This is a genomic window from Streptomyces odontotermitis (assembly GCF_050510915.1).
In the GTDB taxonomy this organism is placed as follows: Bacteria; Actinomycetota; Actinomycetes; order Streptomycetales; family Streptomycetaceae; genus Streptomyces.
In genome coordinates, this window is the sequence record NZ_JBNJLS010000013.1 from 200,779 (window position 1) to 223,298 (window position 22,520).

Annotated in this window: 20 protein-coding genes and 1 pseudogene; 14 read left to right on the forward strand and 7 right to left on the reverse strand. The window is 72.9% G+C overall.

The genetic code is table 11. The features are described 5' to 3' along the window. The first annotated feature begins 34 nt into the window (after positions 1-34). A complete protein-coding gene (locus ACQB60_RS30655; RefSeq protein ID WP_496929342.1) occupies positions 35-688 on the forward strand; it encodes a response regulator transcription factor in 654 nt (217 codons plus the stop codon). A gap of 220 nt (positions 689-908) precedes the next feature. On the opposite strand, the pseudogene ACQB60_RS30660 reads toward ACQB60_RS30655, so the two are convergent. Beyond that, a pseudogene (locus tag ACQB60_RS30660) lies at positions 909-1,526 on the reverse strand (phosphatase PAP2 family protein); the annotation flags it as partial. A 173-nt stretch (positions 1,527-1,699) separates the two neighbouring features. Between ACQB60_RS30660 and ACQB60_RS30665 the strand changes: the two are divergent. After that, positions 1,700-2,500, forward strand: a complete 801-nt coding sequence (locus ACQB60_RS30665) for a hypothetical protein (RefSeq protein ID WP_496929343.1) — start codon at positions 1,700-1,702, stop codon at positions 2,498-2,500. Between the two features lie 56 nt (positions 2,501-2,556). Here ACQB60_RS30665 and disA read toward each other — a convergent pair whose 3' ends face one another. Next, a complete protein-coding gene (gene disA / locus ACQB60_RS30670) occupies positions 2,557-3,681 on the reverse strand; it encodes a DNA integrity scanning diadenylate cyclase DisA (protein WP_496929344.1) in 1,125 nt (374 codons plus the stop codon). A gap of 80 nt (positions 3,682-3,761) precedes the next feature. Next, entirely contained in the window at positions 3,762-5,171 is a 1,410-nt protein-coding gene (radA, locus tag ACQB60_RS30675) for a DNA repair protein RadA (RefSeq protein WP_496929345.1), read from the reverse strand. Between the two features lie 177 nt (positions 5,172-5,348). Between radA and ACQB60_RS30680 the strand changes: the two genes are divergently transcribed. Next, positions 5,349-7,208 (forward strand): BACON domain-containing protein, encoded by a 1,860-nt coding sequence (locus ACQB60_RS30680; protein ID WP_496929346.1) that lies wholly within the window; start codon positions 5,349-5,351, stop codon positions 7,206-7,208. A 15-nt stretch (positions 7,209-7,223) separates the two neighbouring features. Here ACQB60_RS30680 and ACQB60_RS30685 read toward each other — a convergent pair whose 3' ends face one another. Then, positions 7,224-8,078 (reverse strand): DUF3109 family protein, encoded by an 855-nt coding sequence (locus ACQB60_RS30685; RefSeq protein WP_496929347.1) that lies wholly within the window; start codon positions 8,076-8,078, stop codon positions 7,224-7,226. A gap of 71 nt (positions 8,079-8,149) precedes the next feature. Here ACQB60_RS30685 and ACQB60_RS30690 point away from each other — a divergent pair, with 71 nt between their 5' ends. The 5 genes from ACQB60_RS30690 (at position 8,150) to ACQB60_RS30710 (ending at position 13,097) form a co-directional block, all read left to right on the forward strand. Then, complete coding sequence (locus ACQB60_RS30690; protein ID WP_496929348.1) at positions 8,150-9,079, forward strand: Ppx/GppA family phosphatase; 930 nt, start codon at positions 8,150-8,152, stop codon at positions 9,077-9,079. Positions 9,080-9,177: 98 nt separating this feature from the next. After that, positions 9,178-10,002, forward strand: a complete 825-nt coding sequence (locus tag ACQB60_RS30695; protein WP_496929349.1) for a sugar phosphate isomerase/epimerase family protein — start codon at positions 9,178-9,180, stop codon at positions 10,000-10,002. Further along, positions 9,999-10,613 (forward strand): TetR/AcrR family transcriptional regulator, encoded by a 615-nt coding sequence (locus tag ACQB60_RS30700; RefSeq protein WP_496929350.1) that lies wholly within the window; start codon positions 9,999-10,001, stop codon positions 10,611-10,613. The genes ACQB60_RS30695 and ACQB60_RS30700 overlap by 4 nt, the downstream gene beginning before the upstream one ends. A gap of 149 nt (positions 10,614-10,762) precedes the next feature. Beyond that, on the forward strand, positions 10,763-12,616 hold the full coding sequence (gene ilvD, locus ACQB60_RS30705) for a dihydroxy-acid dehydratase (protein WP_496929351.1): 1,854 nt from the start codon (positions 10,763-10,765) through the stop codon (positions 12,614-12,616). Between the two features lie 190 nt (positions 12,617-12,806). Further along, positions 12,807-13,097 carry an SH3 domain-containing protein gene (locus tag ACQB60_RS30710; RefSeq protein ID WP_496929352.1) on the forward strand — a complete coding sequence of 97 codons (291 nt, stop codon included), beginning with the start codon at positions 12,807-12,809 and terminating at the stop codon, positions 13,095-13,097. An 88-nt stretch (positions 13,098-13,185) separates the two neighbouring features. Here ACQB60_RS30710 and ACQB60_RS30715 read toward each other — a convergent pair whose 3' ends face one another. Beyond that, positions 13,186-15,504 (reverse strand): protein kinase domain-containing protein, encoded by a 2,319-nt coding sequence (locus ACQB60_RS30715; RefSeq protein ID WP_496929353.1) that lies wholly within the window; start codon positions 15,502-15,504, stop codon positions 13,186-13,188. 253 nt (positions 15,505-15,757) lie between these two features. Here ACQB60_RS30715 and ACQB60_RS30720 point away from each other — a divergent pair, with 253 nt between their 5' ends. From ACQB60_RS30720 to proC, 5 genes are all read left to right on the forward strand, one after another. Continuing rightward, on the forward strand, positions 15,758-16,276 hold the full coding sequence (locus ACQB60_RS30720; protein ID WP_496929354.1) for an EamA/RhaT family transporter: 519 nt from the start codon (positions 15,758-15,760) through the stop codon (positions 16,274-16,276). Between the two features lie 158 nt (positions 16,277-16,434). Then, positions 16,435-17,421, forward strand: a complete 987-nt coding sequence (locus tag ACQB60_RS30725) for a class I SAM-dependent methyltransferase (RefSeq protein ID WP_496929355.1) — start codon at positions 16,435-16,437, stop codon at positions 17,419-17,421. A gap of 112 nt (positions 17,422-17,533) precedes the next feature. Then, positions 17,534-18,394 carry an ABC transporter ATP-binding protein gene (locus ACQB60_RS30730; protein WP_496929356.1) on the forward strand — a complete coding sequence of 287 codons (861 nt, stop codon included), beginning with the start codon at positions 17,534-17,536 and terminating at the stop codon, positions 18,392-18,394. 4 nt (positions 18,395-18,398) lie between these two features. Then, positions 18,399-19,136 (forward strand): ABC transporter permease, encoded by a 738-nt coding sequence (locus ACQB60_RS30735; RefSeq protein WP_496929357.1) that lies wholly within the window; start codon positions 18,399-18,401, stop codon positions 19,134-19,136. Positions 19,137-19,190: 54 nt separating this feature from the next. Next, on the forward strand, positions 19,191-20,006 hold the full coding sequence (proC, locus tag ACQB60_RS30740) for a pyrroline-5-carboxylate reductase (RefSeq protein WP_384851301.1): 816 nt from the start codon (positions 19,191-19,193) through the stop codon (positions 20,004-20,006). Between the two features lie 22 nt (positions 20,007-20,028). On the opposite strand, the gene ACQB60_RS30745 is transcribed toward proC, so the two are convergent. After that, positions 20,029-20,349, reverse strand: coding sequence for a hypothetical protein (locus ACQB60_RS30745; protein ID WP_496929358.1), 321 nt, complete (start codon positions 20,347-20,349; stop codon positions 20,029-20,031). A gap of 96 nt (positions 20,350-20,445) precedes the next feature. Continuing rightward, complete coding sequence (locus tag ACQB60_RS30750) at positions 20,446-21,027, reverse strand: cysteine hydrolase family protein (protein WP_496929359.1); 582 nt, start codon at positions 21,025-21,027, stop codon at positions 20,446-20,448. Between the two features lie 134 nt (positions 21,028-21,161). Between ACQB60_RS30750 and ACQB60_RS30755 the strand changes: the two genes are divergently transcribed. After that, entirely contained in the window at positions 21,162-22,172 is a 1,011-nt protein-coding gene (locus tag ACQB60_RS30755; protein ID WP_496929360.1) for a GlxA family transcriptional regulator, read from the forward strand. The last annotated feature ends 348 nt before the right edge of the window (positions 22,173-22,520 follow it).

Consider the following 22,520-nt stretch of genomic DNA (forward strand, 5'->3'; position numbering starts at 1 on the left):
CGGGTGCCTGCCCGGCGGCCGAGGAGGGTGCGTCGTGATCCGCGTCCTGCTCGCCGATGACGAGGCCATGATCCGGGCGGGCGTGCGGGCCATCCTCGCCGCCGGGCAGGACATCGACGTCGTCGCCGAGGCCGCCGACGGGCGTGCGGCGGTCGCCCTCGCGCAGGCCCACCGGCCCGACGTCGCCCTGCTCGACATCCGCATGCCGCGTCTCGACGGGCTCGCGGCGGCGGAGGAGATCGTCCGGACGGTACCGGGGAGCGCCGTTGCCATGCTGACGACCTTTTCCGAGGACGCCTACATCGCGCGGGCCCTCAGCGGTGGTGCCACCGGGTTTCTGCTCAAGTCCGGTGATCCGCATGAACTCATCGCGGGCGTACGGGCGGTGGCGGGCGGCGCGGCCTTCCTGTCGCCGAAAGTGGCCCGCCACGTGATCGACGGCTTCGGCGCCCAGCGGCTCGGCCGGGCCGCCGAGGCCCGGGCCCGCACCGAGGTCCTGACGCCGCGCGAGCGCGAGGTGCTCGGGCTCGTCGGCGAGGGGCTGTCCAACCCGGAGATCGCCGACCGGCTCGGCCTCGTCGAGGGGACGGTGAAGGCGTATGTGAGCGCGGTCCTCGACCGGCTGGGGGTCAAGAACCGCGTCCAGGCGGCGATCGTGGCGTACGAGGCGGGCCTCGTGACCCGGTGACGGTGAGCCGGGCTCAGCGGCGGTGCGGGCGGCCGTCCGAGGGCGTGTGCGCCTGGCCGTCGGACGGTGCGTGGGGGGCGTGGCCCGCGGACGGTGCGTGGGGGTCGTGGCCCGAGGCCGGTGCGTGGGGGTGGTGGCCTGCGGCGGGCGTCTGTCGGGGGTCGTGGCGCGGCAGCGTCATCGTCGGGGTGTCGGGGACCTGCGGCGGGGCCGTCGTGAGGTGGGCGGGGCGGGCCGGGCCGGGGCCCGCGAACCAGCGCACGAGCCCCGTCGAGGACCCGCGCATCGCCTCCACCACCCGCGTCGCCGGACGCGTCGCGAGCCGGACGACGACAAAGGCGAGGACGGCGCCGAGCACCAGGCCGACCGCCACGTCGTGCGGGTAGTGCACGCCGACGAAGACCCGCGAGAAGGCCATGAGCACCGCCATCGGCACGGTCAGCGCCGCGATCCGCGGCCAGGCGAGCGCGAGCCCGATCGCCGCGGCCGCCGCGATCGTGGAGTGGTTGCTGGGGAACGACCAGTCGCCGTGCGGCGGGCACTCGACGAGCGAGGTCACGGCGCCCGAGACCGCCCGGCAGGGCCGCTCCTCGTCCACCGCGGACTTGATCAGCTCGCTGCAGACGTACGCCACCGCCGTGGCCAGCGGAGCGAGCACCGCGACCGCGACGGCGCGCGGATCACCGCGCCGCGCCCGCCACCACGCGACGACGAAGAGCACGCCGAAGAGCAGCAGGCCCAGCTCCGTCCACACCTCGGCGAGGTGCTGCACCCACGAGGGAGTGTCGTGGGCGAAATCGGTGATGTCGCGGTAGAGATCGTCGTCCATGGTGTCCATGATTACGGACGGTACGGAGTGGACCCGAATCGTCACACCTGGCGATCGGCCCCTCGTACCCCTGACGAAAGACAGGGGAGACGCCCGGATCCGGGATGATGATCGGCAAAAGATGTGGCCGAGGGCGGCGGGTGGGGCAGGAGAAGCCGCGGATCTCTCGTAAGGTTTGGGCCGTGGGATCTCTGCGCAATCCGGTCGGGCCGCTTCCCTCCTCCATCTACTGGCGACGGAGGGCCGTTCTGCTGTCCGTCCTCGGACTGCTCCTCCTCCTCGTCCTATGGGTCGTCACCTCCGGTGGCGGGGACGGGAAGAACGGTGCGGGTGGACCCAACGACAAGGGCCCCGCGACCTCCATCACCCCCGGCCCCTCGGGCTCCGGGCCCGCCATCAGCGAACACCCGGGCGGGCGCGACGAGTCGAGCGGCAGCGGTGCGGGAGACGGCGGCGGTGACGGCTCCGGTTCGGGGGGCGGCGGGGGTGACGGGTCCGGCTCCGGCGGGGCCGACGGCTCCGACGACGGCGCGAAGGGCGGAGGCGGCTCGGGCGACCGGCTGCCCGCCGGGTCCCGCCTCCCCAACTGCACCAGCGGCGACGTGAAGTTGACGCTGCGCAGCGTCAAGAACTCGTACGAGGTCGGGGAGAAGCCCAAGTTCGAGGTGACCGCGACGAACGGCTCGGGCGGGGCCTGCAAGCTCGATCTCGGCGGCGCCGAGACAGTGCTGACGATCACTCAGGCCGACACCGACGACGAGATCTGGTCCTCGGACGACTGCCCGGGCGGCAGCGGCTCCCTGCTGCTGCGCGTCCCCGCCGACGGCAAGGTCACCCACGCCGTGGAGTGGGACCGCAAGCCGAGCGCGGACCACTGCGCGACGCCGCCCGCGGGCTCCGCGAAGCCGGGCACGTACCTGGTGGAGGCGAAGGCGCCGGGCCTGGGGTCGGCGCGGGCGTCGTTCGTGCTGGAGAAGGACTGAGGCTCACGGAGTCTTACGGAGGTGCGGCGCCCCAACTCCCTTGAGGGCGCCGACCGTTACACGTAGCGCTCGAGGATCGAGGACTCCGCGAGCCGGGAGAGGCCCTCGCGCACGCTGCGGGCCCGGGCCTCGCCCACGCCGTCCACCGTCTGCAGGTCGTCCACGCTCGCGGCGAGCAGCTTCTGCAGGCCGCCGAAGTGCTCCACGAGGCGGTCGATGATGGCCCCGGGGAGGCGGGGGACCTTCGCGAGGAGGCGGAAGCCGCGGGGGGAGACCGCCGAGTCCAGCGCCTCCGGGGAGCCGGTGTAGCCCAACGCGCGGGCCACGATGGGCAGTTCGAGCAGCTCCGCGTGGCTGAGCGAGTCCAGCTCGGCGAGCGCCTCGTCCACCGTGCGGGAGCGCTTGGCGGTGGGCTCGGGGACGTAGTCGCGCACGACGAGCTCGCGCTCCGGCTCGACGCCCGCGATCAGCTCGTCCAGCTGGAGGGCGAGGAGGCGGCCGTCGGTGCCCAGCTCCACCACGTACTCCGCGATCTCCGTGGCGATGCGGCGGACCATCTCCAGGCGCTGGGCGACCGCGGTGACGTCCCGCACGGTCACCAAGTCCTCGATCTCCAGGGCGGAGAGGGTGCCCGCGACCTCGTCCAGGCGGAGCTTGTAGCGCTCCAGGGTCGCGAGGGCCTGGTTGGCGCGGGAGAGGATCGCCGCCGAGTCCTCCAGGACGCGGCGCTGGCCGTCGACATAGAGGGCGATGAGGCGCATCGACTGGGAGACGGAGACGACCGGGAAGCCGACCTGCTTGCTGACGCGGTCCGCGGTGCGGTGGCGCGTGCCCGTCTCCTCCGTGGGGATCGTCGGGTCCGGCACCAACTGGACGCCCGCGCGCAGGATTTTGGTGATGTCCTTGTCGAGGACGATGCCGCCGTCGAGCTTGCAGAGCTCGCGCAGGCGCGTCGCCGTGAACTCGACGTCCAGGTTGAACCCGCCCGTGCACATCGACTCGACGGTCTTGTCGAAGCCGAGGACGATCAGGCCGCCCGTGTTGCCGCGCAGGATGCGCTCCAGGCCGTCGCGCAGGGCCGTGCCGGGCGCGACCGCGCTCAGCGAGGCGCGCATCAGACCATCGGCACCAAAGGCGCCACCGGGCTTGCCGGGGCCTGCTGCCCGGTCGTTGGCTGCCACTGCACTCCTCGGGTCGCAGGTTGTCCAAGCCCCCCGCCGCACGCCTTGCTTCGTACGGATGGGCGAGACCAGGGCAAAGTCTACCGGCGGTCTTCCTCCTCCCGTGGGGCCTCTCGGCGACGGGACCGGGGAAGGACACGCAGCGCGTCCCCCATGTCGGCGACTTCGGTGACCTTCATACCGGGCGGGACCTTGCCGGGGTCGGCGGGGACCAGGGCGTGGGTGAAGCCGAGGCGGTGCGCCTCGGCCAGCCTGCGCTGCACGCCCGTGACCCTTCTGACCTCGCCCGCCAGGCCCACTTCTCCGATCGCGACGAGATTCTTCGGCAGCGGGGTGTCGCTGGCCGCGCTGGCCAGGGCGAGGGCGACCGCGAGGTCGGCGGCGGGCTCGGAGAGCTTCACGCCGCCCACCGTCGCGCTGTAGATGTCGCGCTTGCCGAGCGCGCTGATGCGGCCGCGCTGCTCCAGGACGGCCAGCATCATCGAGACGCGGGAGGTCTCCAGGCCGGACGTGGTGCGGCGGGGGGAGGGGATCTGCGAGTCGACCGTGAGGGCCTGGACCTCGGCCACGAGGGGGCGGCGGCCCTCCAGGGTGACCGTGAGACAGGTGCCGGGGACGGGCTCGGCGCGGCGGGTGAGGAAGAGGCCGCTGGGGTCGGCGAGGCCGGTGATGCCCTCGTCGTGGAGCTCGAAGCAGCCGACCTCGTCCGTCGTCCCGTACCTGTTCTTCACGCCGCGGACCAGGCGGAGGCGGGCGTGGCGGTCGCCTTCGAAGTGCAGCACCACGTCGACCAGGTGCTCCAGGAGGCGGGGGCCGGCGATGGCGCCGTCCTTCGTGACGTGGCCCACCAGGAGGGTGGCCATGCCGCGCTCCTTGGAGGCCCGGATCAGGGCGCCCGCCACCTCGCGGACCTGGGCCATGCCGCCCGGCGCCCCGTCGATCTCCGGGGAGGCGACCGTCTGCACCGAGTCGAGGATGAGGAGGGACGGCTTCACCGCGTCCAAGTGGCCGAGGACGGCGGCCAGATCGGTCTCCGCCGCCAGGTACAGGTGGTCGTCGATCGCCTTGATGCGGTCGGCGCGCAGGCGGACCTGGCTCGCCGACTCCTCGCCGGTGACATAGAGGGTGCGGTGGTCGTCGCTGGCCGCCTTCGCCGCGACGTCCAGGAGCAGCGTCGACTTGCCGACGCCGGGCTCGCCCGCGAGCAGCACCACGGCGCCGGGCACCAGGCCGCCGCCGAGGACGCGGTCCAGCTCGGGCACGCCGGTGGAGCGGGCGGTGGCCTGGCGGCCGTCGACCTGGCCGATGGGGACCGCGGAGGAGGTGACGCGGCCGGGGGCCGTCGTGCGCACAGCGGGCGCGCCGTACTCCTCGACCGTCCCCCACGCCTGGCACTCGGGGCAGCGGCCGAGCCACTTGGCCGTCTGCCAGCCGCACTCGGTGCAGCGGTAGGACGGCCGGTCCTTGGTCGATTTCGTACGGGCAGCCATGCACGGAACCGTAGCGGGGGAGACTGACAGTCCCGCTCGCGCTCCCGAGTCAGGGGCGCGTGGTCGCCGGAATCTGCGCTTCCTGTCCCCTTTTGAGGGATCTGTTCACCCGTAAGGATTAAAAGTGCTCAAGGGGGGAGAAGGGCCCGGCATCATCCGCCTACGGTCGCACGGGTGATGAGCAGCAGGCCGGAAACCTCCCCGTACGCAACCGGCGCACACCGGGCGCACAGAGACGCGCGAAAGCGCGCGCCGTCCCGGTCCGCGGCGCGCTCGGCGAAGAGTGCGCCCGAATCATCCGCCGCGTCCTCGTCGGCTTCCCCGTCGACCCCGCGCCACGAGCCGTTCCTGGACGGCCTGTTCACGTACTGCCTCTCCGTGCTGTGCGACCACGACGCCGCCACCGCCGCCCTCGCCGACGTCCTCACGCTCGCCGAGAGCCGGGGCGCACGCGCGCACGCTCCGGCTGCCGAAACGGATCTGCGCCCCTGGCTCTACGCCCTCGCGCGCTGGGTCTGTCTGCGCCGGCTCGCCGAGGCCAAGCGCGGCCGCCAGGCCCACGCCGCCACGGCGGTTCCCGCCCCCGCCTCCGTCCCGTCCCGCCGTCACTCCCGCGACCCCGGGCCCGCCCCGCTGTCCCCGGAGGCCGAGCGGCAGCGCACCCGCGAGCTGGCCCAGCTGGCCTGGCCGGAGGCGGCGGGCACAACTCCCGAGCAGCGCGAGGCACTTGAGCTCGCCGTCCGCCACCAGCTCGGCCCCGCCGAAGTGGCCGCCGTCCTCGGCATGGACCCCGCCCGCGCGCGCGAGCTGCTCGCCTCCGCGGCCTGCGAGGTCGAGCGCACCCGCGCCGCGCTCGCCGTCGTGGAGACCGGCACCTGCCCGGCCGTGGCCCGCCTCACCGGCGACAACCAGCTCCTCCTCGGCACCGCCCTGCGCCGCGAGCTCGTCCGGCACGTCGACGACTGCCCCCGCTGCCGCCGCACCGCCGAGCGCGCCGGAGCGGGCACCTGGCCCGGCACCGCCGCCACCCCGGCAGGGTCCTCGGTGCTTCCCGTGCTCGAAGCCCCGCGCGCGGCCCTGCACATGGCGCTCGCCCACGGCCCGCGCGCCGGCCGCAGGGGCGGGGCGCCGCGCTTCGACCGGCGGGGCTTCCCGATGGACCCGAAGGACCACGCCGCCCGCCGCGACCGCCTCCGCGCGCGTGCCGTCACGACGACGGTCGTCGCCACCGTCGTGGCCGCCCCCGTGCTCGCCCTCTGGGCCGCCTACCGCGGCCCGCTCACCGGCGAGGGCCAGGGCGGCAGCTCGGTCTCCGCGAGTGAGGCCGAGGACCCGGGCGGCATGGACGGCGACCGCGCGCGGGACCGGTACGAGAACGCGGGCAACGCCGACACCACCCCCGACCCCCGCTTCACCGCGGGCAGCCGCTCACCCGACGTCTCCGTAGAGGTCATCAGCGGCGGCGAGGCACCCAGCGACTCCCGTACGGGCCCCGGGCGGCTCACCGTGGAGGCCCAGCCCAGCGGCGGCACGACGCTCATCACGCTGACGGCCTCCGGGGGCGCACCGGTCCACTGGTCGGCGCGCACGGGCGCCTCCTGGCTCTATCTGAGCCAGTCCTCCGGGACGCTGCGGCCGGGCGAGACGGTCACGATCCAGGTGTACGTCGATCAAAGAAGGGAGCCGTCGGGCCACTGGCGCGCGCGCATCGCGATCGCCCCCTCCGGAGCGGTCATCTCCATCGACGGCCACGGCAGCGGCGGTTCGACCTCGCCGCACCCCACGGACCCCACCACCCCCACCGACCCCGGCACCCCCACGGACCCGACGCCGACAGACCCCACGCCCACGGACCCGACCCCGACGGATCCGACCCCCACGGACCCCACGCCCACGGACCCCACCCCGACCGATCCGACCCCCACGGACCCGACCCCGACGCCCACCGACTCGGACCCCACGACCACCCCGTCCGACCCGGGCGACACGTCGCCGCCGCCCAGCGACAGCGGCGACCCGGGCCCGAGCGGCAACTGACCTCCGTAAGACGTCCTAGCGCGGATCCGCCGGATGCGGTGCCAGCAGCGGGAGTTGAGAGGCGAGCCGCTCCTCGCACAGCTCGGCGAGCCGGTCGTAGCCCGCCTTGCCCATCAGCTCGATCAGCTCCGGCCGGTACGAGACGTACACCGGCTCGCCCGCGCCGTGCGCCGACGTCGCCGAGGTGCACCACCAGTGCAGGTCGTGGCCCCCGGGGCCCCAGCCCCTGCGGTCGTACTCCCCGATGGAGACCTGGAGGACGCGGGTGTCGTCGGGCCGGTCGATCCACTCGTAGGTGCGCCGCACCGGCAGCTGCCAGCAGACGTCCGGCTTGGTCTCCAGCGGCTCGCGGCCCTCCTTGAGCGCCAGGATGTGCAGCGAACAGCCCGCGCCGCCCTTGAAGCCCGGCCGGTTCTGGAAGATGCAGGAGCCGTTGTACGGGCGGGTCTGGCGCTCGCCGTCCTCGTCCTCGGACACCCAGCCCGTCTCCGTGCCGATGTCGTGGTGCTGCCAGATGTCGGGCGTGAGGCGCGCCACGAAGCCCGCCACGCGCTTCTCGTCGTCCTCGTCCGAGAAGTGCGCGCCCAGCGTGCAGCAGCCGTCGTCCGCGCGCCCCGCCTGGATGCCCTGGCAGCCGCTGCCGAAGATGCAGGTCCAACGAGAGGTCAGCCATGTCAGATCGCAGCGGAAGACCTGCTCGTCGTCCGCCGGATCCGGGAACTCCACCCAGGCACGGGCGAAGTCGAGGCCCTTCTCGTCCGGCGCCGGACCCTTGGCGTTCTTCGCGCCCTTTGCCTGCTTCGCGTCCTTCGGCTTCCCCGACTTCGATGCCTTCGTTTTGTCGGTCTTCGCCTTTTTCGTCTTTGGCACGACTCAAGGGTATGCGCGCTGAAGCCTGGCCGAAGACCGACGGAGCCCCGACCCGGCGTAGCGTTCCGTACATGAGACTCGGAGTCCTCGACGTCGGTTCGAACACGGTGCACCTGCTGGTGGTGGACGCCCACCCCGGTGCCCGGCCGCTGCCCGCGCACTCGCACAAGGCCGAGCTGCGCCTCGCCCAACTCCTCGACGACGCCGGGGCGATCGGCCCCGAGGGTGTGGACCAGCTCGTCGCCACCGTGCGGGAGGCGCTGCAGGCCGCCGAGGACAAGGGCGTCGAGGACCTGCTGCCGTTCGCGACCTCCGCCGTGCGCGAGGCCAGCAACGCGGACGAGGTCCTCGGCCGCGTCCGCGAGGAGACCGGCGTCGACCTCCAGGTCCTGACCGGCGAGGAGGAGGCCCGGCTCACCTTCCTCGCGGCCCGCCGCTGGTTCGGCTGGTCCGCGGGCAAGCTGCTCGTGCTCGACATCGGCGGCGGCTCCCTGGAGATCGCGTACGGCATCGACGAGGAGCCCGACGCGGCGGTCAGCCTGCCGCTCGGCGCCGGGCGGCTCACCGCGTCCTGGCTGGCCAAGGACCCGCCGGACGCCGCCGACGTGAAGGCCCTGCGCCGCCACGTCCGCGCCCAGATCGCCCGTACGGTCGGGGAGTTCAGCAGGTTCGGGAAGCCGGACCACGTCGTGGCGACCTCGAAGACCTTCAAGCAGCTGGCCCGGCTCGCGGGCGCCGCCCGCAGCGCCGAGGGACTCTACGTTCAGCGGGAGCTCAAGCGCAGGTCCCTGGAGGAGTGGGTGCCCCAGCTCGCCGGGATGACCGCCGCCGAGCGCGCGGAGCTGCCCGGGGTCTCCGAGGGCCGGGCCGGACAGCTGTTGGCCGGGGCGCTGGTCGCCGAGGGCGCCATGGACCTCTTCGGCGTCGAGACGCTGGAGATCTGCCCGTGGGCGCTGCGCGAGGGCGTGATCCTGCGGCGCCTGGACCACCTGCCGACGTAGGGGGACGGGGAGAGGCGGGGACGCGTATCGGCCGAGACCGGATGCCCCGGATCCCCCGGGCTCCCCGGGGCGAAGCGAGGGCCCGTACTCTGTCCCTCGTGGCAGAACCAGTGGTGCGCATCCCGGATGCGAAGGTCGCCCTGTCGACGGCCTCGGTCTATCCGGAGTCGACGGCGACGGCCTTCGAGATCGCCGCGCGCCTCGGCTACGACGGTGTCGAGGTCATGGTCTGGACGGATCCCGTCAGCCAGGACATCGAGGCGCTGCGCCGCCTCAGCGACTACCACCAGATCCCGATCCTCGCCGTGCACGCGCCCTGCCTGCTGATCACGCAGCGCGTCTGGTCCACCGACCCCTGGGTGAAGCTCCAGCGGGCCCGGGCCGCCGCCGAGAAGCTGGGCGCCTCGACCGTCGTCGTGCACCCGCCGTTCCGCTGGCAGCGCCAGTACGCCCGCGACTTCGTCACGGGGATCTGGCGGATGGCCGACGAGACGGATGTGCGGTTCGCCGTCGAGAACATGTACCCGTGGCGCTACCGCGACCGCGAGATGCTCGCCTACGCCCCCGACTGGGACGTCACCAAGGACGACTACCGCCACTTCACGGTCGACCTCAGCCACACCGCGACCGCCCGCACGGACGCGATGCAGATGATCGACCGCATGGGCGACCGGCTCGGCCACGTCCACCTCGCCGACGGCAAGGGTTCCGCCAAGGACGAGCACCTGGTCCCGGGCCGCGGCACCCAGCCCTGCGCCGAGCTCCTGGAGCGCCTCGCCACCACCGGCTTCGACGGCCACGTGGTGATCGAGGTCAACACCCGCCGCGCCATGTCCAGCGCCGAACGCGAGGCCGACCTCGCCGAGGCCCTCGCCTACACCCGCCTGCACCTGGCCTCCTCGGCGACGGCCTCGCGCCCGTGACGGCCACCGCTCCGCGCCGCAGGGGACGGCCCTCCCGCACGGAGTCGGCGGCGGGGCCGGCCACCCGCGACCGGATCCTCGCGGCGGCCCGCGAGGAGTTCGCGCAGCGCGGGTACGAGAAGACGTCGGTGCGCTCCATCGCCAAGGCCGCCGGGGTCGACTCGGCGCTCGTGCACCACTACTTCGGCACCAAGGAACAGGTCTTCGAGGCGGCCGTGGAGGTGGCCTTCCTGCCCGCGCTCTCGGCCTCCGGGGCGATCGACGAGGGCCCGCTCGACGGCGTCGGGGAGCGCCTGACCCGCTTCATCTTCGGCATCTGGGAGAACCCCGCGACCCGCGCCCCGCTGCTCGCGATCGTGCGCTCCGCGGTGAACAACGAGACGGCGGCCGCGGTCTTCCGGCGCCTGGTCGCGGCCCAGCTGCTCGGCCGGATCGCCCGCCGCGTTCAACTGCCCGACGCCGAACTGCGGGCCACGCTCGCCGCCGCCCAGCTCGTGGGCACCGCGATGCTCCGCTACGTGATCAAGGTCGAGCCGCTGGCGTCGGCGGACGCGGAGCAGGTCATCGCCCGGGTGGCGCCGGTGGTGCAGGGGCATCTGACGGGGGACTGAGAGACCCCGGCCCGCACCTGGGGATCTGGTCGCTCAGCGAGACAGCCGTCCCGTCATCCGGACAGCCTGTCCAGATCTTGGAGCGGCGGCGTACGCTCGACCGCAGTCTTAACGTCACGTCTCTGACGTCCCTGAAGGAGCGAGCGACGATGCCCGAGCTGAGGTCCCGCACAGTCACCCACGGCCGCAACATGGCGGGCGCACGCGCCCTGATGCGAGCCTCCGGGGTACCGGGCGCGGACATCGGCAGGAAGCCGATCATCGCGGTCGCCAACTCCTTCACCGAGTTCGTGCCGGGCCACACCCACCTCGCCCCCGTAGGCCGCATCGTCAGCGAGGCGATCACGGAGGCGGGCGGCATCCCGCGCGAGTTCAACACGATCGCGGTCGACGACGGCATCGCGATGGGCCACGGCGGCATGCTCTACTCGCTGCCCTCCCGCGACCTGATCGCGGACAGCGTGGAGTACATGGTCGAGGCCCACTGCGCCGACGCCCTGATCTGCATCTCGAACTGCGACAAGATCACCCCGGGCATGCTGAACGCGGCTCTCCGCCTCAACATCCCCACGGTCTTCGTCTCCGGCGGCCCGATGGAGTCCGGCCGCGCGACCCTCGTGGACGGCACGGTCCGCACCCTCGACCTGGTCGACGCGATCTCGGACGCGGTGAACGACAAGGTCTCGGACGAGGACATCCTCCGCATCGAGGAGAACGCCTGCCCGACCTGCGGCTCCTGCTCCGGCATGTTCACGGCCAACTCCATGAACTGCCTGACCGAGGCCATCGGCCTGAGCCTGCCCGGCAACGGCTCGGTCCTCGCCACGCACACCGCCCGCCGCGCGCTGTACGAGAACGCGGGCCGCACGGTCGTCGAGCTGACCAGGCGCTACTACGAGCAGGACGACGAGACGGTCCTGCCGCGCAACATCGCCACCTTCGACGCCTTCGAGAACGCGATGGCGCTCGACATCGCGATGGGCGGCTCCACCAACACGATCCTGCACCTGCTGGCCGCCGCCCAGGAGGCGGGCGTCGACTTCGGCCTGGACGCCATCGACGCGGTCTCGCGCCGGGTCCCGTGCCTCGCCAAGGTCGCCCCGAACGTGGCGAAGGACCGCACGTACTACATGGAGGACGTGCACCGCGCCGGCGGTATCCCCGCCCTCCTCGGCGAGCTCTACCGCGGCGGCCTGCTCAACGAGGGCGTGCACACGGTCCACTCCGCCTCCCTCGCCGACTGGCTCAAGACCTGGGACGTGCGCGGGGGTTCGCCCTCCGCCGAGGCCGTCGAGCTGTGGCACGCGGCGCCCGGCTGCGTCCGCTCCGCCACCGCCTTCTCCCAGTCGGAGCGCTGGGAGGCCCTGGACACGGACGCCGAGGGCGGCTGCATCCGCTCCGTCGAGCACGCCTACTCGAAGGACGGCGGCCTGGCGGTCCTCAAGGGCAACCTCGCCGTCGACGGCTGCGTGGTGAAGACGGCGGGCGTCGACGAGTCGATCTGGACGTTCGAGGGTCCCGCGGTGGTCTGCGAGTCCCAGGAGGAGGCCGTCGAGAAGATCCTCAACAAGCAGATCACGGACGGCGACGTGGTGGTCATCCGCTACGAGGGCCCCAAGGGCGGCCCCGGCATGCAGGAGATGCTCTACCCCACCTCCTTCCTCAAGGGCCGCGGCCTCGGCAAGACCTGCGCCCTGATCACGGACGGCCGCTTCTCCGGCGGCACGTCGGGCCTCTCGATCGGCCACGCGTCGCCCGAGGCGGCCTCGGGCGGCACGATCGCCCTGGTCCGGGACGGCGACCGGATCCGCATCGACATCCCGGGCCGCACGATCGAACTCCTGGTCGCGGACGACGAGTTGACCCGCCGCGAGTCCGCCCTGAACGGGGTGTACGCCCCCGCGAACCGCGAGCGCAAGGTCTCGGCGGCACTGCGGGCGTACGCGGCGATGGCGACGAGCGCGGACAAGGGCGCGGTCAGGGACGTCTCCCGACTGGGGTGACCGTCCGGGGGCTTCGCCCCGAGCCCTTAAGGCGATATCGGGTGCCCCGGGGCCGACGGAGTCGGCCCCGCGCGCGGAGCGCGCCAATAGATGCAGTCGGGAAGGGGCGGGACCGGGGAAAGGAAACGCAACCAGCCCACCCGCCCCAGACGTCTCCGCCCCCGACACCACACACACGGGGGAGACACCCATGAGCGACCAGCTCGCCAGAGAGACCGTCACCGAGGCCGCCGCCACCGGGGCCAAGTCCTACCCCCTGGCCGCAGACGTCAACGTCCGCTCCGGCCCGGGAACCTCGTACCCCAAGATCGGCCACCTGCCCAAGGGCACCCGCGTCACCATCACCTGCCAGCGCCCCGGCGAACTGGTCAAGGGCCCCACCGGAACCTCCCGGATCTGGGACCGCATAGGCAGCGGCCGCTACGTCTCGGACACCTACGTCCGCACCGGCAGCGACGGCTACGTGGCCCCGCGCTGCTGAACGGCTCCGCGCTGCTGAACGGCTCCGCGCTGCTGAACGGCTCCGCGCTGCCGAGTGCGGCGGAACTCCCAGCCGGAAAAGCCCCGGGTCAGCCGGACTCCGGCGGCCGCACCGCGTCGAACGCGAACACCACGTTCTTGTCCGCCGCCACCACCACGACCCGCCCCGCGACCGCCACCCGCCCGCTCGCGTTGGACTCACCCGTGAGCCCGTCCGTCCGCGGATCCGTCGTCCACAGCCGGGCCCCGCCCCGCTCGGCCAGCGCCGTGACCCGGCCGCTGGCCGAGCTGACGTACAGGACGCCGTCCGCCGCCACCGGCCCCGACGCCCCCTCGATCCCGGACTGCCGCGACCACTTCAGCGCCCCGCTCGCCGGGTCGAACGCGGTGACCTGCCCGGTCTGCGCGGTCACGTACACCGTCCCGTCCGCGAGCCCGGGCGTCCCCGGATACGTCTTCTTCAGCGGCTCGTACGTGGCGGAGCCGCTCTTCGGGTCCACCCGCACCACCGCGTCGTACCCCAACAGCTCCGGCCCCTTCACGCGCTGGCGCACCAGCACGAGCGAGCCGTCGTCCGCGGTCCCGAGCGGCTGGAGCTGGCCCTTCAGCGCGATGGTCCGGCCGAGCTCGCCGGAGGAGAGGCCGAGCGGGTGCAGGGAGGGGTGGCGCACCGCGGTGCTGTCGGTCTCGCCGAGCGGCGCGCACATCGCGTACGCCCGCTTGCCCGCCGCCACCGGAGTGCACTCGGAGCCCGCGGGGAACGGCGCCCGCCAGCGCAGCTTGCCGCTGTGCGCCTGCCGGGCCTCGATGTGGGTCCGGCTCCCGTCGACGGTCAGGACGGTCGAGCCGGCCACCACCGCGTCCTGCGAGCGGCCCCCGGCGACGGCGGCGGACTGGGCGCCGGACGGCGCGGACCACAGCTCGTCGCCCTTCTCGGCGTCGAGGGCCACCACTTCCTCGCCGCCCTCGGCGGGGATGCGGTAGCCGAGCACGGTGTCGGAGGTGACCCCGACCAGGTGCAGGCCGCTCACCGGTACGCCGGGGCTCTTGACCGTCCACACCCGGGAGCCGTCGGCGGCCCGCAGCCGGGTGCCGACGACGCCGCCGCCCCCGCAGAACACCGAGTCGTCGCGCGCCACACAGCGCAGCTCGTCCGGCATCGAGCCGCCGCGCACGGTGTGGTGCCAGGGCTTGAAGTCGCCGGGCAGCGGCTGCTCGGCCGCCGCGAGGGTGCGGCCCTTGCCGTCCCGGCCGCTGTCCTTGCTGACCCGGGCCCCGGACCCGTCGCCGCCCGCCGTGAGCGCCGCGATCCCGCCGCCGATCGCCGCGACCGCGACGGCGGCGGCGAGCACGGGCCGCCACCGCTTGCGCAGCCGCTGCCGTATGAGGGTCCGCTCGGAACCGGAACCGGAACCGGGACCGGGACCGGAGGCGGTCCCGGAGGCGGGGGCTGGTTCTGATGCTGGTTCTGGTTCTGGGTCTGATGCGGCCGAGGGCTTGCCCCGCCCGTGCGACGGCGGCCCCGCGTGCTCGGTGTCCATGTCCCGCGTACGACGGACGCCGCTCCCGGTTCCCGCGGCACCTGCTCCCGCCCCGCCGAGGTCCGTCGGCAGGTCCCGCAGCTGCTCCAGGAGCCCGTTCGCGGAGGGCCGCGTGTCCGGCGTCTTCGCCAGACACGGCTCGACGACGGCCCGCAGCACCTCCGGGACGTCCCCCAACTCCGGCGCCTCATGAACGACTTGATAGGCCGTCATGTACGGGCTGTCCGCGTCGAAGGGCCCCTGCCCGGTCGCCGCGTAGACGAGCAGCGTGCCCAGCGAGAACACGTCGGAGGCGGGCCCGACGCCGCGCGGCGCCTGGAGCTGCTCCGGCGACATGAACGGCGGCGTGCCGATGACCCGGCCCGTCATGGTGAGCGTCTGCTGGTCGGCGGCGCGCGAGATGCCGAAGTCGATGACGCGCGGGCCCTCGGGGGAGAGGACGACGTTCGACGGCTTGAGGTCGCGGTGCACGACGTCCGCGCGGTGGATGTCACGCAGCGCCTCGGTCAGGCCGATGGCGAGGCCGCGCAGCTCGGCGCCGCCGACGGGGCCGCGCCTCGCGATGCGCTGGGCGAGCGTGGGGCCCTCGATGTAGGTCGTGGCCATCCACGGCTGCGCGCCCTCGGTGTCGGCGTCCACGACGGCGGCGGTGAAGGCGCCGCTGACCCGGCGGGCGGCGGCGACCTCCTGCCGGAAGCGGGTGCGGAACTCGTCGTCGGCCGCGAACTGCTGGTGGATCAGCTTGATCGCCACGGGCCGCCCCGACGCGGTGCGCGCCAGATAGACGGTGCCCATCCCGCCCGAGCCGAGGCGCGCCTCGAGCGGATAGCCGCCGATGTCCTGCGGATCTCCCTCGCGGAGCGACACAGTCTCCGACCTCCCCTGTGCGGCCCCGGCCGCCCGTACTAGTGCTGCTACTGCTGACCGCTGCCGCTACGCGTCTGCACTTACTTGTCTGCGCTTGTACTTGTCTGCGCTTGCTTGTCTGAGCTTGCTTGTCTGCACTCGTGCTGCCTGTGCGCACAAAGTAGCGGTCCGGCCCCCTGGCGAGGCAAGGAGGGGGACGAATAGGGCGAGCCCGCGGGCGGCCCGGCGACGGCGGCCGGGCGATAATCGAAACGTGAGCGATGTGAACGAGGCAGACCAGGTATCAGCGCCGGGCACCCCGCCCGGCCCGCAGCCCGAGCCGATCCGGTTCTTCGGCACGACCTGGGTCGGCCACGACAACGGCTACGGGGCGCGCCGCGCGGGCGTCGCCGCCGGGGCGCTGCTCGCCGCGGCAGCGGGCTGCTTCGTACTGCGCTTCGCGTACCAGGGCCTCGCGATCGCCGACGTCGGCAAGTTCGTGAACCTCCTGGTCGTGGTGATGTTCGCGATCTGCAGCGCGATCGCGTTCCGGCGCACGTGGGACGGCTTCTCCAAGCGCCACGACCCGCAGTCGGTGGCGTCGATGCGCAGCCTGATGACGATCGGCTTCATCGGCGTCCTGCTCGCCTACTTCTTCCGCTCCCTGACCGAGGCCCCGGGCGAGAAACTGCACCGCGAGGAGTACGAGACGGCCCGCGACCAGTACGAACGCCGCACGTCGCGCAGGACGGGCAACCCGTCGAAGAGCTCGAAGAAGAAGCGCAAGAGCTAGCGGCGTGCCGCCGGGGACGGCTGAGGGGGCTGAGGCCGAGGGGCCGGCGGCTGAGAGGGCCGGCGGTTGGTGGGGCTGACGTCTGCTGGGACTGACGTCTGCTGGGACTGACTGCCGTACGGGCTGACGCCCCCAAGCCCGGTCGCCAAGATGGCCCCATGCCGGACACCTCCCGTACCTCCCAGCCCGAGCCCACACCCCCTCACCACAGCGCCGCCCCCGACGCCCCCTCGGCCCCGTCCGCCCCCACCACCCCTGATCACCCCGGCCACCCCGGCGACCCCGGCCACCCCGACCGACCCAGCCAACTCTCCGAACCCACCGGCGACTTCGCCCTCTCCTTCGACTCCGTAGCCGCCCAGTACGCCGCCGCCCGCCCCGGCTACCCGCCCCACCTCTTCGCCGCCATCGAGGAACTGGCCCACCGCCCGATCCACGGCGCCCGCACCGTGGACGTCGGCGCGGGCACCGGCATCGCCACCCGCCTCCTCCTCGACCACGGCGCCCGCGTCGTCGCCGCCGTCGAGCCGGGCCCCGGCATGGCCGCCCAGTTCCGCACCGGCCTGCCCGCCGTCCCCCTGATCCGCGCCACCGGCGACGCCCTGCCGCTCGCCGACGCCTCCGCCGACCTCGTCACCTACGCCCAGGCATGGCACTGGACCGACCCGGCCCGCTCGCTCCCCGAGGCCCTGCGCGTGCTGCGCCCCGGTGGATCCCTCGCCCTCTGGTGGAACGTGCCCGACCCCGACGTACACACGTCCGTCGCCCAGGAGGAACGCCTCAAGGCCCGCCTGTCCGGCTACCACGCGCACGGCATCACGGGGGAGGCGCCGGCGATCATCCGGGGACTCGCCCCCAAGCTGTCGGCGACTCAAGGCCAGGCCCAAGGCCAGGCCCAAGGTCAGAAGCAGGGCCCAATCACGGTCGCGTCCCGGCGCCTGCACTGGCGCCGCCGGGTCCCCGTCGACGTCAGCCTCGCCCACCTCGGCAGCCGCTCGTACTTCGCTGTGCTCGGGCCGGAGGCGGCGGCGCCCGTCCTGGAAGACGAGCGCAGGCACCTCCTGGCCGCCTTCCCGGACGGGATCGTCGAGGAGGCGTACGCCGTGGACGTGACGGTCGTACGCAAGGAGGGCCCGCACTCGTAACGGCGCAGCCCGTACCTCCAAAGCGGCGGCACCCGAAAGCGACGGCACTCCAAAGCGGCGGCACCCGTAAGCCCGCTTGACCCCGCACCCCCGCACGCGCAATATTCATCGCATGGTGAATATTGCGCGTGACCCCGCCACCACGGAAACCGCCGCCGCCACCCCGGCCGTGGAGGCCGAGGCCCTCACCGTCGTCCGCGGCCCCCGCACCGTCCTGAAGGGCATCAAGTTCACCGTCCCCCCAGGGCAGATCACCGGCCTGCTCGGCCCTTCCGGCTGCGGCAAGTCGACCTTGATGCGCGCCGTCGTCGGCACCCAGGCCAAGGTCAGCGGCACCCTCCGCGTCCTGGGCCGCCCGGCGGGCGCCGCCGAGCTGCGCTCCCGTATCGGCTACGTGACCCAGAGCCCGTCCGTCTACGACGACTTGACGGTCCGTCAGAACCTGGACTACTTCGCCGCCGTCCTCGACCCGGGCCGCGGCGCCGCCGCCGAACGCCGCCGCGCCCACGTCGCCCGAGCCATCGAGGACGTCGACCTCACCTCGCACGCCGACTCCCTCGCCGGCAACCTCTCCGGCGGCCAGCGCGGCCGCGTCTCCCTCGCCGTGGCCCTGCTCGGCACCCCCGAACTCCTCGTCCTCGACGAGCCGACCGTCGGCCTCGACCCCGTGCTCCGCCGTGACCTGTGGCAGCTCTTCCACACCATCGCCGCCGAGCGCGGTGCCGCCCTCCTCGTCTCCTCGCACGTCATGGACGAGGCCGAGCGCTGCCACCGCCTGCTCCTCATGCGCGAGGGCGAGATCCTCGCCGACGACACCCCCGACGCACTCCGCGCCCGCACCCGCTCCGAAACCGTCGAGGAGGGCTTCCTCCACCTCGTGGACGAGGCGAACAGAGCGAACAAGGCGAGCGAAGCCATCACAGCAACCCCAGCCCCCCGCGACGCCAACCCCCGCCACCCCGAATCCAGGTGACGCCATGAACCCCCACCGCACCCTCGCCACCGCCGCCCGCGTCCTGCGCCAGCTGCGCCACGACCCCCGCTCCATCGCGCTGATGATCCTGGTGCCCTGCGTGATGCTCCTGCTCCTGCGCTACGTCTTCGACGGCAGCCCGCGCACCTTCGACTCCATCGGCGCCTCGCTCCTCGGCATCTTCCCGCTCATCACGATGTTCCTGGTGACCTCCATCGCCACCCTCCGCGAGCGCACCTCCGGCACCCTCGAGCGCCTCCTCGCCATGCCGCTGGGCAAGGGCGACCTCATCGCCGGCTACGCCCTCGCCTTCGGCGGCCTCGCCATCGTCCAGTCCGCCCTCGCCACCGGCCTCGCCCTGTGGGCCCTCGGCCTGGACGTGACCGGCTCGGCCTGGCTGCTCCTGCTCGTGGCGCTGCTCGACGCGCTGCTCGGCACGGCGCTCGGCCTGTTCGTCTCGGCGTTCGCGGCCTCCGAGTTCCAGGCCGTCCAGTTCATGCCCGCGGTGATCTTCCCGCAGCTCCTCCTCTGCGGCCTGTTCACCGCACGCGAGAACATGCAGCCGGTCCTGGAGAAGATCTCGAACGTCCTGCCCATGTCGTACGCGGTCGACGGCATGAACGAGGTCCTGCGCCACCCCGCCGTCACCGGCGCCTTCGTCCGCGACGCCGTCATCGTCGCGGGCTGCGCGCTCCTGGTCCTCGCCCTGGGCGCGGCCACGCTCCGGCGCCGTACCGCTTGAGCGGGCCCGATGCGAGGATGACCCCGGAACACGACACTCCCGGAGGGCCCGCGCATGAGCAGTCAGAAGGTCGCCGTACTCGGCACAGGGAAGATCGGTGAAGCCCTGCTCAGCGGGGTGATCCGCAGCGGCTGGGCCCCCGCCGACCTGCTGGTCACCACCCGCCGCCAGGAGCGCGCCGACGAGCTCCGCACCCGCTACGGCGTCGAGGCCGTCTCCAACCCCGAGGCCGCCAAGCAGGCCGACACCCTGATCCTCGCCTGCAAGCCGCAGGACATGGCCAGGCTGCTCGACGAACTCGCCCCGCACCTCACCCCCGACCGCCTGATCATCAGCGCGGCCGCGGGCATCACGACGGCCTTCATCGAGGAGCGCCTGCCCGACGGCGTCGCCGTCATCCGCGTCATGCCGAACACCCCGGTCCTGGTCGACGAGGGCATGTCCGTCATCTCGGCGGGCAGCCACGCCAACGCCACGCACCTGGCACACGCCGAGCAGATCTTCGGCGCCGTCGGCCAGACCCTCCGCGTCCCCGAGACCCAGCAGGACGCCTGCACGGCGCTCTCGGGCTCCGGGCCCGCGTACTTCTACTACCTGGTCGAGGCCATGACGGACGCGGGCATCCTGCTCGGCCTGCCCCGCGACAAGGCCCACGACCTGATCGTCCAGTCCGCGATCGGCGCGGCCACGATGCTCCGCGACAGCGGCGAACACCCGGTCAAGCTCCGCGAGAACGTCACGTCACCCGCGGGCACGACCATCAACGCCATCCGCGAGCTGGAGAACCACGGCGTACGGGCGGCCCTCATCGCCGCCCTCGAAGCGGCCCGCGACCGCAGCCGCGAACTGGCCACCGGCAACAACAACTGACACCGGGCCGAGAGGGGGCGGGCTACCGCCCCAGGACGACGTGCAGCTGCCGCGCGACATCCCGCCCCGCGCGCAGCCGCCGCTCCATGGCCCGCGCCTCGTCCGCGTCCCCCCGCGTCCGCAGCCGGTGCACCTCGGCCTCCATGCGGGCATTGATCCGGTCCAGCACATGCAGCCGCAGGACGACGACATGCACCTTGTGATCCTGACCCGCGGCACTCACCGCACTCACCGCACTCACGGCACTCACGGCACTCGCCGGGGCCGCCGACGCCGCCACGCTCAGGGCGACGGCGGCCCACAGCACGGCCGTACGAGAACGCGAGCGCGGACGCGACTGCATCGGCGGACTCCAACCAGAAGAGACTCAAACCAGACAAAGCTTGCCTGAGTCACCCTAAGCCTCTTAAAACCAGCCACTATCGTCCAAAAGTACGGTCTATGGGCGGCCTACGAGCTCCCGCGTCGTCACGACCTTCGCGAACCCGCCCCCATGAAGCGACACCGCCGTCGCCTCCGCGAGCTCCTGCGCACTCCGTCGCCAGCCGAAGGGGCCTTCGAGATCGAAGGTGTGCGTCGCGTCCAGCGGGACGATCACCTCGTACCCCAGATTCCCGCCCATCCGCGCGGTCGTCTCCACACACATGTTGGTCTGGATCCCCACCACGACGAACTGCGCGACACCGGCCCCCTTCAGCCACGCGTCGAGATCCGGCTCCCCGTAGAAGGCCGAGTTCACGCTCTTCGTCACCAGCAGCTCGGCCCCCGCCCCCTTCCCGCGCCGCTGCTCGACGTACTCCTTGAAGCCGTTGCCCGCGTACCCGGGCCGCAGCGGCGACTGCGGCTTGGGCGAGTCATGCCGTACGAAGACGACGGGCCGCCCCGCCTCCTGCCAGGCATCGATGAGTGAGGCGATGTTGTCATCGGCCCCGGGATTGTTCCGAGCTCCCCAGAACCCCTCCTCCTCGAACCCCTGCTGCACATCGACGACGACCAGCGCTGCGTTCTCTGCGATCTCCATGCCCACGATCCTGCCGCGCGGCCCCACACCTTCCCAGGCCACCAAAAGCCACTGATCGATGGTTTACTGCCAGTCACCGCCGCGCCCGCAGGCACCCCGTCGCTGGGCGACTCACGAGCAGGAGGGCCACCAAGATGCAGCCCAGGTCCACCGACCAGCCGGCTCAGCGCATCGCCATGCTGGCCTTCCCCGGGGTGAGACCCTTCGACGTCTCAGTGATCCAAGAGGTCTGGGGCACCCCCCGCACCGACCGTGGCGCACCCCCCTTCTCCCTCCACCGCCCCGCAGCGAGCCCCACGCCCATCCCCCTCCGCGGCGGCCTCACCCTCACCCCCGACCGCACGCTCTCCTGGCTGAACCGCCTCACCCCCGCCGACCTGATCGTCGTCCCCGGCCTCGACGACCACCTCGGCCCGGCCCCCGCCCCCCTCCTCGACGCCCTCCGCCGCGCCCACACCCGCGGCATCCCCATCGCCGCCCTCTGCGGCGGCGCCTTCACCCTCGCCCAGGCGGGCCTCCTCGACGGCCGCCGCGCGATCACCCACTGGCGCCTCACCGACCTCCTCCGCACCCAGTACCCCGAGGTCACCGTCGTCCCCGACGCCCTCTTCATCGAGGACGGCAACATCTGGACGGCGGCCGGCACCGCCGCGGGCATCGACCTCTGCCTCCACCTGGTCCGGCTCGCCCACGGATCGGAGGCCGCCGCCACCATCGCCCGCTCGATGGTCACGGCCCCCTTCCGCACCGGCTCCCAGGCCCAGTTCATCGAGCACCCCACGCCCCGCGCCGACCGCGACGCGGACACCCTCGCCGCCGTACGCGAGTACGCGCTCCGCAACCTCCAGGACCCCCTCACCGTCAAGGACCTGGCCACCCGCGCAGGAATGTCCCCCCGCTCCTTCGCCCGCCACTTCACCGCGGCCACCGGCACCACCCCCCTCAGCTGGCTCCTGGACCAGCGCATCGCCGCGGCCCAGAAGCTCCTCGAGCAGACCGACCTGCCCATGCCCGAGGTGGCCCGCCGCGCGGGCTTCGGCAGCGAGGTCACGATGCGCCAGCACTTCGCGGCCCGCCTGACCACCAGCCCCCGCGCCTACCGAGCCTCCTTCACGGGCCCCCGGCGGCCCGGCAGCCGAGGTTGACAGCCCCTACCCCGATACGTAGTGTTCTCCGAGTTGCCCGACGTGAGCGCCGACCACTTGGCCGGTCCCCGGGCAGCCATTCCGCAAGACCCACTCAAGTGATCGATGTCGTGCCTCATGGCTCGTCGTCGTTTCATTTCCGTGCGCTTTTACGGAATGTGGAATCCGCGTTCGAAGGACGCAGCCCGATTAGGTCGGGAGCCGAGATTCCGCTAAAGTCTCACTCGTCGGAACGGCCCAACAGCCGCAAAGACAGCCCGAGTTGACCGGGAATCAGGCCCGAAAGGATCTGATAGAGTCGACACCGCCGGAAGGCCGAAAGGCCGGAAAGCGGAGCAAGACCCCGAA